The organism is Erythrobacter sp. THAF29 (assembly GCF_009363635.1).
In the GTDB taxonomy this organism is placed as follows: Bacteria; Pseudomonadota; Alphaproteobacteria; order Sphingomonadales; family Sphingomonadaceae; genus Erythrobacter.
In genome coordinates, this window is the sequence record NZ_CP045392.1 from 2,854,682 (window position 1) to 2,867,182 (window position 12,501).

At 60.3% G+C, this 12,501-nt stretch carries 7 protein-coding genes; 2 read left to right on the plus strand and 5 right to left on the minus strand.

Annotated elements, in window-relative coordinates:
- Positions 1-24 precede the first annotated feature (24 nt).
- Positions 25-2,235, minus strand: a complete 2,211-nt coding sequence (locus FIU90_RS13920) for an MAC/perforin domain-containing protein (protein ID WP_172970273.1) — start codon at positions 2,233-2,235, stop codon at positions 25-27.
- A 189-nt stretch (positions 2,236-2,424) separates the two neighbouring features.
- Between FIU90_RS13920 and FIU90_RS13925 the strand changes: the two genes are divergently transcribed.
- Positions 2,425-3,246, plus strand: a complete 822-nt coding sequence (locus FIU90_RS13925; RefSeq protein WP_152435324.1) for a hypothetical protein — start codon at positions 2,425-2,427, stop codon at positions 3,244-3,246.
- A 36-nt stretch (positions 3,247-3,282) separates the two neighbouring features.
- On the opposite strand, the gene FIU90_RS13930 is transcribed toward FIU90_RS13925, so the two are convergent.
- The 3 genes from FIU90_RS13930 to FIU90_RS13940 form a co-directional block, all read right to left on the minus strand.
- Positions 3,283-5,244 carry a tetratricopeptide repeat-containing sulfotransferase family protein gene (locus FIU90_RS13930; protein WP_152435325.1) on the minus strand — a complete coding sequence of 654 codons (1,962 nt, stop codon included), beginning with the start codon at positions 5,242-5,244 and terminating at the stop codon, positions 3,283-3,285.
- A gap of 79 nt (positions 5,245-5,323) precedes the next feature.
- Positions 5,324-7,984 (minus strand): TonB-dependent receptor, encoded by a 2,661-nt coding sequence (locus FIU90_RS13935; RefSeq protein WP_152435326.1) that lies wholly within the window; start codon positions 7,982-7,984, stop codon positions 5,324-5,326.
- A gap of 201 nt (positions 7,985-8,185) precedes the next feature.
- Positions 8,186-9,913: a BCCT family transporter gene (locus FIU90_RS13940; RefSeq protein WP_172970274.1), complete on the minus strand. Its 1,728-nt coding sequence runs from the start codon at positions 9,911-9,913 to the stop codon at positions 8,186-8,188.
- Between the two features lie 232 nt (positions 9,914-10,145).
- Between FIU90_RS13940 and gdhA the strand changes: the two genes are divergently transcribed.
- On the plus strand, positions 10,146-11,501 hold the full coding sequence (gene gdhA / locus FIU90_RS13945) for an NADP-specific glutamate dehydrogenase (protein ID WP_152435327.1): 1,356 nt from the start codon (positions 10,146-10,148) through the stop codon (positions 11,499-11,501).
- A 3-nt stretch (positions 11,502-11,504) separates the two neighbouring features.
- Here gdhA and FIU90_RS13950 read toward each other — a convergent pair whose 3' ends face one another.
- Positions 11,505-12,500, minus strand: a complete 996-nt coding sequence (locus tag FIU90_RS13950) for a tetratricopeptide repeat protein (protein ID WP_234029536.1) — start codon at positions 12,498-12,500, stop codon at positions 11,505-11,507.
- Between the last annotated feature and the right edge of the window lies 1 nt (position 12,501).

The following is a 12,501-nucleotide window of genomic DNA, read 5'->3' on the forward strand; positions in this document are numbered from 1 at the left end:
TTGCCGATGGAAGCGAGGCGGGCCTCACGCCGGGCAGACGTTCCTGCCCGACGGATCGGCCTTGCACACGCTGTTCCGTGTAATCTCGGTCGTGAGGACGAAGGTGTTCTTGTTCGTCGTGTGCGTGAATTCGATCTCGACAACTTCAGTGTCGCCCACTTTCATCTCCATGATCGGGATGACGAAGGAGGTGGTCAGGCCCGATATCAGGGTTTCGTCCTTGCTCCCCCAGTCATATTCCTTCACCGGGCCCTGGTAGGCGAAATTCTTGCCCATCAGTTCGCGCAGACTGCCGCTGACCGTGATCGATTTGCGCTTGTACTCGGCGAGGTTTGCGCTCCCGTTCTTTGCGCAATTGAGCTTGAGCCGTCCGCCGCGATCTTTCGCCCAGTTCGCAACGTGCATTTCCTCGGTGAGCGTCTTTCCCTTGCGATCGACCACGCCGAAATCGAGATTGCCTTCGAGCTCGACCCGCTTTTCCGAGCCTGTGCTGGAGCAGCTAATCTTGAGCGGCTTTAACGTGAAGCTGCGCGTCATCTCATTGATCGTGTCGCTCGGCGCCCGGGCGTTCGCCACGAGATAAGCGTCGATCGCGTTGCGAAGGCCGGCGCGAACTTCGGTGTAGACTTCCGGTTCGCCCGGGAAGTTGAGCGGGTTCAGGAGCTCGTAGATCGGGCGCAAGTCGGCGAGGATTGGTGCAGGCACGCTGCCAGTCGCATGGCCGCTTTCGTCCCAGCTGCCGGTCCCCCCGATCGCCTTGAAGTTCTTATAACTCGACTGCGCGAGGAACGAGTTGCTGGACTCGTTCGCTTCGAACTTCGTGCCGTTTGCCTCGATCCCGACGCCCTTGATGGCGGTCTTGGCATTGACCGAGGCCTTATTGTCGTCGGCATTCCAGTTGCTGACGGTTTCCTCATTGAATTCGCGCACCGCCATCCCGGCCGAGCCGTAGGTCACGGCGTAAGGATAATGCGTGCCAAACTTCGCGATGAACTCGTCATAGCGCCCATGGCGGCGCACATCCTCGACCGCCGCTACGAAATCCTCGCTCAGTCGGACGAAGGGCTGGTCGAGGACGATCGTGTAGGTCTTGTGCCGTGCAAGGCCGAGCATGATCGAGGAAGCGCTGGCGCTGCGCATCCCGACCGTCTGGCTTTCGGTGTAGCTCCCGCCGACAGCGTGAATTGCCTCGCCGCTGATCGGGTTTTGCCCGCCCGAAACCTCGCCGCCCGCGCTCCAGCCTGCCATGCGCTGGTATGCGGATTCGGTGCGAAGAAGCGAGGTGGAGGTGAAGCTGCCCTGCACATTCTCGGTGATGTATTTGTATCCGAGAGGCACCGTGCGCTGCTCGACGATCGAATATTCGGTCGGGTCGGCGGCGTCGAAAATGTCCATCAACCCATGGCGCTGCGAGAGGTCCCACATGTCCTGCCGGTAAAGGTCATAACCTTTGCGCGTCGCATCGAGGTTCAGGAGATTGAATCCGATCATCCACGCATCGTCGGACGGCGTGGTCGGCGTCTGCGCGACATTGGGCTTGGGCCGCATGAAGTTGGTGTCGCCTACGCGAACACGAACATACCCGACCTTGTTGACGTCGACCGTGATGTTGCCGTCGGGTGCATATTGCTCAAGCCCACCGCCTTCGATGCGGTAATATTTGAGATCGCCCTGGATCTTGAAAACGTCGGCAAGCGGCGTCTCGTCGGTAGCGCGCGCGATGATCCAGGTCCCGTCACCTAGGCCATCGCGAATCTTCAGTTCCTGCCCATCATTGCTTGCTTCGATCAACAGCAGGCCTGGCGTCGTCATGGTCGCATGGCTCAGCCGCGCGTCCAGGCCGTCGCTTTCGGAGCCCTCGAAGATGTCCGGCGTGATGCTGTCGTCGAGGCCAACGACCATGTCCTGCTGCCAGACGCCGTCGAGCCGGAAGCGGCAATCACCCGCTGCGATCAGCGCCGCGACATCTTCCTCGCCTCCTATGCTCTGCGAGGATACGACCCGTGCGCGGGTAACGCTTTCGTCGACGAAGGCGGCTTTCTTCTCGGTGGCAAAACCGGCGTCCCGCAGTCCGCAACCTGTCGATTGCGCCTCCCGCGACAAATCATCTGTGACCGCGAGTTCGATTTTCTCCCCGCTCTCCGGCACGGCCGAGAAATACCGGTCTGCTCCGTAGATTGCAGCCCCCGTGATGGCGGTCGCGCCAATGGCCAATGCGATGCGTGTCTTGAGCATGTCCCACTCCATGAAGCTCGTCTCTCGATGCGTCAGGAATAGGCCGAGTGCCCTTCCCCCCTCCATGGGGTCGATCCCCCATCCGAATGCCACCCGACACACACGATGGGGTATCAACCCCATGCCGTCAAAGGCTTAATTGGCGCAACTTGTCGGCATTCCGACGTTTATGGGAAACGGAGAAATGCCATGACATACTCGAAACTGATGATGGGAACGGCGATTGCCGTGCTCGCAGCCCAGGCACAGGTGGCCCAGGCCCGCGTCACCTATATCTGTCCCGAACTACACGGCAGCGAGCTCAAAGTGCGCGTCGATAGCGGCTGCATGAGCACTTCGACCAGTTACACGGACAACGATCTCACGCTCGAAGTCGATCAAAACACTGCAACAATCCGCGTCACTGGAGACATCGAATACAATAGCGGCGGACCGATCCATACCGCCGATTGCATGGGCGCGACCTCATTTACGCTGAGTGCCGAAAATATCGATGTGCGCAATTTTGCGGTTTTCTACAAAAACACCAAGATCGGAGAGGCGAATTTCATCGAGAACAGAAAGCCCAAGCAGTGTCTTGGTACGCGCGCTGCCAGGTCGCATCAGGGCTCAATGAAGTTCATCCAATACAATACGTTCCAGCATTGGGACAATAACCCGCTCGACGGTTGGCGTGAATGGCGCGGCGACAGCGTCTTCGACCTTCTCTCTCCCGTGCTCGACGGTCACCCGGAAACCATGGAAGGCGTGCCGACCATGTCGATGAAGATGGAAAAGGCGAAATGGCACCGCCACTTTTCAATTCGCGAAAGGATCAACTGGCGCGACCCCTTCATCATGATCACTTTCGAGCAGAAGGGATATCTCGACGATTCCGTTTCTGCCGGGCGCTATGCCGCTGCGATCCGCATGGACGAGAATGGCAAATGGAAACTCGACGGATTCTGGGCCCAGCATATGTGTGCGCGCGGCAAGAATGCCGGGCAATGGACTGGCAGCAACTGCCCCTGAAATATCTGCGTCGTTTCCCCGTGAGCCGTGGCCCGTTCAAGCAAGGTCGCCGAGCGCGTCTTTAAGTGGATCTAGCCACGGCTCGAAAGGAACCCAGGCCCCCTGACCCTTGCGATTGATCGGCTCGCGCACCTGCTCGCTCGAAGCGGTTCGCACGGCGCGGTCCGACTTGTGGAAGGAGAGGCACGCTTCCTCGAACGGCACTTCGAGGAAATCGAGCATTCGCCGGGTCTGCCCTTCGAGATCGTCGAGCACATCCTCGTGCTGCACGCGCAGGACCTTGCCGGGGAGTACCGTGTCCCAGTGGTCCATCAACTCGACATAGTCAGCGTAGTAGCGACCGATTTCGTGCAGCCCGTAAGTGAACTCCTGCCCCTCGGCGAAAAGCTGTTTGAAGCCGGAGAAACAGCAATCCATCGGCGCCCGGCGGGCATCGATGATCTTCGCATTGGGCAGGATCAGGTGGATCAATCCAATATGCCGGAAGTTGTTCGGCATCTTGTCTATGAAGAACGGGGCGCCCTGACGATGAATGCGGGTGCTTTCGATGAACTCCTCGCCGAACTTGGCAAGCTGATCCGCGGTGAGATCGTGCAGAATTTCGGGATAGCGCGAATGCCCGGCCCTGCGCCCGCGCAGCCGGTGCGCGAGCGCAAGGATGTTCGGCAGTTCGAGCGTCCCGTCGATCTGCGAGTGGCTGGCAAGGATCTGCTCGAGCAGCGTCGACCCCGCGCGCGGCAGGCCGAGGATGAAGATCGGGTCTGGCGCGGGGTGGCCTGCTCCCTTGTGCTTTTCGAACAGCTCGGGCGTGCAGATCTCGCGCTGCCTGGAAAGCTCCGCGCTCATACTGTCGGCGCTGTAGCGAGTCTGCGCACGTTTGAGCCGGTTGCCCTCGTCGTAATAGCCGAAGCTCGCCTCGTATTCGCCGCGATCTTCCAGCGCCTTTCCGAGCGCGAAGGAAAGGTGGACACGGTCCATGAATGCAAGGTCTGGGCGCGCCGCCTGTTCGCGCATCGCCTCCACCTCGCCCTTCTCGAAGCGATAGGTCTTGAGATTGGCGAGCGCATACCACGCATCGCCGTGATCGGGTTTGGCGGCAATCGCCTTGCGGTAGGCGTCGATCGCCTCTTGCTGCGCTCCGGTGGTCTTGAGTGCATGCCCCTTGCTGGTGAGATTGGCGGGATCGTTCGGAAGCTTTTCGAGCACTCGGTCGAACAATTCGAGCCCGCGATCATATTCGCCGGTCTGCATGCACTCGATTGCGAGCCGCGACTGGAACAGCGGATTATCGGGATCGCGTTCGTGGAGCGCTTCGGATTCCTTGCGCGCTTTCTCGAAATTCTGCCTCCGCCGAAGCGCATCGATATAGTCGAGCCGAAGCTGGATATCCTCGGGCGCAAAGGCGACAGCGCTTTCAAGCAGGAATTCCGCATCATCGAGAATGCCAAGCTCAATCCCGATCTTGGCGAGCAACCGCATGCCTTCGACATCGCGCGGGTGCTGGCGCAGATAATGGCGACAGATTTCCTCGGCACGCATCAAGCGCCCTTCGGCGAGGTGGTTGGTCACCGCGACCAGCTCGCGCGGCAAACGAGCAAGTCTTTGCTGCTGCATCGCAGCCGCCTGCGCCTCGACTGTTCGACCCGTTGCGCGAAGCAGCCGCGCCTGTTCGCGGAAACTCGCCTCCAACGCTGGGTTATATCGAGTGGCGCGGCTGAATGCGTCAAGAGCCGCAATATCGTCACCGCGTGCAAGCGCCAGGTGTCCTTCCTCCTGCCACGCACGCCCGTATTCGGGCATCGCGGCGTGGAGCTGGTTGAGGTAATGCGAAGCCGCCTCGAAATCTCTCAGGTAGCGCGCAGCGACAGCAGCCATGTAGAGCGCTTCACCATCCGCATCGTTTTCGGCGAGCACCGCTTCGGCACCCGCCAACCCGGCGGCGAAATCGCCCGTCTGCAGCTTTTGCTGGACCGACTTGAGTTGTTCCTCGCGCGTCATTCGCCTCGCCTAGACAAAAGGAAGGCGGGAGTGAACCGCTCGCTCACCCCCGCCCTCTTTGTTGCGATCAGTCGCTTGGTCAGTAGTCGAAACCGACCCGCACACCCACGGTCAGCGGCCGGTTGGTGATGATCCGCTCGCGATCATTGCCGAACACACCGGAAATCTCGGCGCGCTCGTCGAACAGGTTTTCGCCGAACACCTCGAACGACCACTGATCTTTCTTCACGCCAGCCGACAGATCGAAGACGGTGTAAGCATCGAGCTTGATCTTGTTGATCTCGATGATGTCCGTGAATTTCGATGCAGAGTGCGTCAACTGCGGCTGAATAAACGCCTCCATGTCGGATGAGACATCCCACTCGTAGCGGATGCGGACGTTGCCCTGGAAGTTGGGCGCGTAGGCCAGCTCTTCGCCCGCGATCACGTCGTTGGTCGGGGTGAGCACCTCGGTGATCTCGGTGTCGAGGATCGAGAATGCGCCTGCAACCGTCAGCCCTGGGGTCGCGTAAGGCGCGATCGTGAAGTCGGCCTCGATCCCGTAGATTTCCGCATTCGCCGCATTGTCCGAGAAGAACAGGTTTGTGATCGAAGGATCGAAAATCTGCGTCTGCAGGTTGGTGATGTCGACGAAGAAGGCAGAACCGTTGAAGCGGAACTGGCCGTCGATGAGGTCCATCTTCCAACCGAGCTCGTAGTTCTTGACCTCATCGGTATCGACGTCGAACGGGACGACGAAGCCGTTAGGGCCAAGCGCACCGCCGGGACGGTTAAGCAGACCGGGGCGGAAGCCCTCGGAATACGTGCCGTAGAACAGCAGATCCTCTGTCGGGGTCAGGGTCAGAGTTCCCTTGACGATAACGCCATCAGTCGATGCGGTGTCGGGTGCGCGCAGGGCATTGAACACCTGTTGCGCCTGCGTGGCGCTGAGCCCTGCGTTCTCGATATCCTGCAACGTATCAGCCAGGGTGAAGGTCTGGCGCAGGTTCGGATCGCACGATCCGATGAACGTGAACTCGCCATCGCCATCATAAAGGTCCGAAATGTCGGTTCCGAACGCGTTCTGGTCGGTCGCAGAGAAGCTGTTGCAGAACGAACCGTTGGCGCTGCCTTCGAAGTCGACTTCGATGTCGTAATAACGTGCGCCAAAGGTTGCGGTCAGCAGGTCGGGAACGATGTCGAAGCTGGCTTCGCCGAAAATGCCCCATTGTTCGTCCGTACGGCGGATATCGTTACGGAAAATGGTGTCGGCGGGGAACGGGCCAGGATCGGAGAAGAAACCGGTCTGCTGCGGGAAGTTTGGCTTGAACGGCCCGAAAGGCGCTGCAGCGACGTTGCCCGGATAAGCGAAGTCCACGCGCTCTTCGAGGCTGAGGTCCGAATAGAACCCGCCTGCGGTAACGCGGAAACGCCAATCCTCAGGCGTGCTGAAGCGCAGTTCCTGCGTGAACACCTCGGTCTTCGAGAAGGAATTAATGTAGAGGTTGGGAGCCTGGCACACGCCGCTCGGATCGGCGGCGCCCGGATAGGTCACCGAGCCATCGCAGATATAGTACGGCAGGTACTGGCCTGCGAAAAGGTAGTCGGTGTAATCCGCGCGCTGGGTGCTCTCACGGTCGGTGTAGGCGCCGGTATAGACGACATCGAGCATCGCGAGGCGACCTTCGAGGGTCCAGCTTGTGTTCGAAAAACTGTCTTCGAGCCGGTCTTCCTCGAACCGTTCGATCTCGAGATCGTCGAGGCCGTTCAGCTCCGGATCGGCGAAGAACACCCCGTCCGATTCAAGCGTCTGGCGCTGGTGCGAAACGGTGAAGTTCCAGTCAGGGGTGATCTCCCACAGTCCAGACACCCGGAAGCCCGAATATTGGGTGTCGTTGAAATTGTCCTGCGCAAGGCCAGCATTATCGGCCTGAAGGAACGTCACGTTTGACAGGTCGGCGGTCGACTGGAAGCCCGCGCGGTTGGGCGCGACCGGGACGCCATTGGCGCGGACCGTGCCAGCGGGACGGAAACGCGCGCTTTCGGTAAGGTCGCGGGTGCCTGCGACGTTGTCGATATAGCCGCCCTGGTCGTCGAGATAGACGACGCCGCGCAACGCGATGGTCTCGGCCACCGGAACGTTGAGCATGGCTTCGGCCTGATAGCTGGCTTCGCCGCCTTTGGTGAAAGACACGCCGCCCTTGAACGAGGCGTCGAAGCCCGAAAGGCTCGGCTTGTTGGTGATGAGACGCACCACACCCGCCTGCGAGCTAGCGCCGAACAGCGTGCCCTGCGGACCCGACAGCACTTCGATACGCTCCAGGTCGGCAGCGTATACGTCGAGGTTACGACCGGGCTGAGAAAGCGGCTGATCGTTGAGGTAGAGCGCAACGTTCGGTGCGAGACCTGCGACACCGGCGACGGTGATGTTCGGCGTGGTCGATGCAAGGCCGCGAATGTAGATCGTGCTCTGGCCGGGGCCATTGCCGCCTGCGGTCACGGTCGGGAGCTGTTCGAGGTAATCTTCGAAGGTGTCGATATTCAGTTCTTCGAGCTGCTCGGCCCCGATCGCGGCGACCGATACCGGCACGTCCTGCAGGTCTTCGGAGCGCTTTTGCGCGGTGACGACGATGGTTTTCACACCGCCGCGCTGCTCTTGGGGCTGCGCTTCTGGTTGAGCGGTGGTGTCCTGCGCAGCGGCAGGTGTAACAAGTGCGACCGCGAGCGCGCCGATCGACGCGCCGCATACTAGGTTCTTCATTTAATGCCCCTTTAGTGGCCTGATGAGCGGGTTGCGATGCGGGAACGCACCAGCGACACCCTTCAAAGGAGAGCGCGAAGCACGGATGTGCGCGCTGTTTGAGAGCGATAACAAGCGGATCGGACCCCGGCCACAGCAGGCCCCGGGATTTACCGAATGGTCGAATTGTTGTGACCTATTGGCAACAGGCCGCGTTGCAGTCTAGCCTGCTGGCTGCCCGTCCCAAGTCTCGCAACCTTCTGCGGTGGTTGGCACGCCATGCTTCTGGCGGAGCAGGTCGTAGGCGACCGCTTTGATGATCGAAACCGCCATTGCGAGAACGACGAACGAAAACGGCAGTGCGCCGATGATCATGGTCACGCTGATCGCATCGATCCCTCCGAGGATCAGCATCGAGCCGACCACGAAGGCGAGCGCAAAGCCCCAGAACACGATGTGATATCGCCGACCGCCTTCGCTATCCCCCGCGCCGTTGATCGTGTTGACGATCAGGATCGCGCTGTCCGCCGAGGTGATGAGGTATGTCATCAGCAGGACGACAATAAGGCCCGATACGATCATCGCGACTTCGGGGCTGAGCAGCACAGCAATGGTCGCGAAAAGCTGGTCAGACATGGCGGCATCGACAATCGCCCCTTGCGCGACGCCGCTCAGTTCGAGTTCGATCGCCGTGCCGCCAACGAGTGTCATCCAGATAAAGCACATTAGTGCGGGTACGATCGCTACGCCAAGGATATATTCGCGGATCGTACGTCCGCGAGAAATGCGCGCGATGAACATGCCGACGAACGGTGAAAAGGCGATCCACCACGCCCAGTAGAATACCGACCAGTCGAGTTGCCACTGCACGAGCGCATCCCCCGCACTGCTTCCATCGCTGCTGAAGAGGGTTAGCGAATGTGCGGGAAGCGTCACGATGTAATCCCAGATCCCGACCCCGAGCAGCTGCAATCCATACAGCCCCGAACCCGCGACCACAAAAAGGCCGAGCAGACCGAAGGACAGACCCATATTGAGGTTGGAGAGCCACTTGATCCCGCGCCCGACGCCCGACAGCGCGCTTGCGGTCGACAATCCCACCAGCACCAATAGCGCCGTCACGATACCCGCCGCCGAGGCGGTCATGCCGCTGCCGTCTGCCGCCTCGACCATCAGCCAATCGCCGAAACCGACGCGGTACAGGCCGGCCACGAATTGCTGGACCCCCAACCCCATCGTCACCGCCACGCCGAGTATGGTCGCTACCACCGCAACCACGTCGACAACGTGACCGAAAGGCCCGGACATCCTCTCGCCGAAAATGGGTGCGAGGCTCGAACGGATCGTGAGCGGCAAGTTCCGCCGGTGTGCGACATATCCAATCGCGAGCCCCACCAGCGCATAAGTGCACCATGCTCCGAACCCCCAATGGAGGAAAGTCCAGGTATAGGCAGGACGCACGGCCTCTGACGAACGTGCCTCTATCGTGCCGCGGATGATTTCGGGGTTTGTGGTAAAGTGCGACAACGGCTCCCCGGTCGAATAGGTCAGCATGCCGATCCCGATCCCCGCGCCGAACAGCATCGAAATCCAGGAAAAGCGTGAGAATTCGGGCGTCGTGTCCTTCCCGCCCAGTTTCAACCTCCCGCTTTGGGGAAACAATGCCAGTGCACCGCAGACAACGATTAGCGAAGCCACGAGGTAGACGTACCAGCCGCTGAAAGCCGAAATGATCGTCGATTGGGCCGCGCTCAAGGTGCTTTGCGCGCTCACCGGGAAGAAAATCGCCCAGATGATCAACATCGATACGATGACCTTGCCGGGGATCGTCACTTCGCGGCTGAACCCGTCGTAGAATCCGCGATCATGCGTATCGATCGGCAAATCGACGAGTGGCGGAGCGATCGGCAGGTCGCCGGTCGGTGTGGCTTCAACGCTGTTATCGGTCATTCGTAAAGTGATCTCGGATCGCTTGGCCGGATGGCTGTCTTTGCGCTGAAAGATCGCAATCGGCCGAGCGCTTGGCAGCGCGGCGCGATCATCGGCGCATGTCGGAAAGAGCCTCGGAGCCTAGAGGTATGCCATTGTTTTGCAACCCCGCCAGCACGGTTCATTCTCGCCCTTGCGCGACAGATGATTTGCAACGATACCCACGGCGCATTGCCTTTGGGGGAGAAATCAAATGGCCGTTTCCGATCACGTAGACCTCGAACAATTCATGGAGGGCGTGAAGAAACGCAATCCCGGACAAACAGAATTTATTCAGGCTGTGCAGGAAGTTGCGCAGGACATCTTCGATTTCATAGAAGACAAGGAAGAGTACCACGAAGCGCAGATCCTCCGCCGGATCGCTGAACCCGACCGCGTCGTATCATTCCGCGTCTGCTGGGAAGATGATAATCACTGCATCCGGGTCCAGCGCGGCTGGCGAGTTCAGAACAACAATGCAATCGGTCCGTACAAGGGCGGCATTCGCTTTCATTCATCGGTCAACGAAAGCGTGCTGAAATTCCTCGCTTTCGAGCAGACATTCAAGAATTCGCTCACCGGCCTCCCAATGGGCGGCGGCAAGGGCGGATCGAACTTCAATCCAAAGGGCAAGAGCGACAGCGAGGTGATGCGCTTTTGCCAGAGCTTCATGACCGAGCTCTACCGCCATATCGGTCCCGATACCGATGTACCCGCGGGCGATATCGGCGTCGGCGCGCGAGAGATCGGATACATGTTCGGCCAGTACAAGCGGATCACCAATCGCTGGGAAGGCGTGCTGACTGGCAAGGCGACCGAATATGGCGGGTCGCAGATGCGGCCCGAGGCGACCGGATACGGTGCGGTCTACTTCCTTCAGAACATGCTCAAGCACAAAGGCAACGATGTCGAAGGCAAGGCCGCGGTCATCTCGGGCGCGGGCAACGTGGCGACGCACGCCGCCGAGAAGATCGTTCAGCTTGGCGGCAAGGTCGTCACCCTGTCGGATTCAGGTGGCTTCATTCACGATCCCGACGGGATCGACCAGGAAAAGATCGACTGGGTCAAACGCCTCAAGAATGTACGGCGAGGGCGGATCAGCGAATATGCCGATCACTTCACCAATGCGACATTCCATGAGGGCAAACGCCCATGGGATGTGCCCTGCGATGTCGCCCTGCCCTGCGCGACCCAGAATGAACTCGACGAAGAGAACGCACGCGAACTGGTCGACAATGGATGCATCGCCGTATCCGAAGGTGCGAACATGCCGACCACGCTCGAAGGCGTGAAGGTCTTTCACGATGCAAGAATCATGTACGGCCCAGGCAAGGCAGCCAATGCAGGCGGGGTCGCGGTATCGGGCCTCGAAATGAGCCAGAATGCCGAGCGCATCAGTTGGAACCAGGAACGGCTCGGCGACATGCTCACCGAACTGATGGAAGGCATTCACGAGAAATGTGTGAAGTACGGCGACCAGGGCGATGGTTATGTCGACTATGTGAAGGGCGCGAATATCGCGGGCTTCAAGAAAGTCGCCGACGCAATGCTCGCCTTCGGGGTAGTCTGAACCCTACTCGACGCCGAGGAGCCGGGCCTGTCGCCGCAGCTCCTCTGCTTCGCCCGGATTGGCGGCGATGGCAGCGTTCAATGCCGCTTTGGCCTTCGCCGGTTCGCCCAGTGTCACCCGGCTTCGCATCAGCATGAGCCAGCCATCGAGGTTCTGCGGCTCCGCCTGAAGCCGCGCCTCAAGCTGCGCGACCATGCCCTCGGCCATCGCCCGCTGTTCGTCCGGCGGGATCGAACCGGCTGCGGCTATCTCCGCCGCGCTCGGACCGCGCACATTTGGCGCGCCGGGAGCATTTGCAGCAGGCATGCGACCGTCCACGACCGCAGCGAGCCGCTGTTCGACGTCGATATCGTTGATCGCGCCGACTTGCTGGATTGTGCGAACCAGGTTCTGTTCCCACGGAGCGCCCGGCGGCGTGTCGGCCAGCAATTTGAGCCAGTCCGAAATGGCCCCTGCCGGATCGCCGTCCAAATCCTTCTTCACCGCCATGAAATAGCGCGCCCGTGGATCGCTCGCATCAAGCGCGATAGCTTTTTTGAACGCTTCTACGGCATTCGCGGGTAAAGGATCGGCATCTGGAACGCTAGCATCGGTCGCCATGACCCGCGCTTCGCCCAAAGCCGACCAGAGCACAGCCTCATCCGGGTCAATGGCCACAGCTCGTTCATATGCGGCGGCGGCCTTTGCAAATTCACCGCGCTCGAACCGCGCGAACGCGAGTTCGCTCCACGGCGCTGCATCATCGGGAGAAGCCTCCGCCCGCGCTGCAAGCTCATCGATGCCGGGTAATTCTCCGCCTTGCGAAACAACCGGCGCGGCGGTTTCGCCCGCATCCAATACGTTGTACGCGACCGATCCTGCTGCGAGCAGCAGCGCCGCCCCCAACAATATCCAGCCAGCCTTCGAATTGCCTTCTTCGCCCGCCGTTTCCCGAGCCGTTTCGCTACCCTGATCCGATCCCATGCGCCGGGCGGTAGCATTGCCAAGGATATCGGGCAAT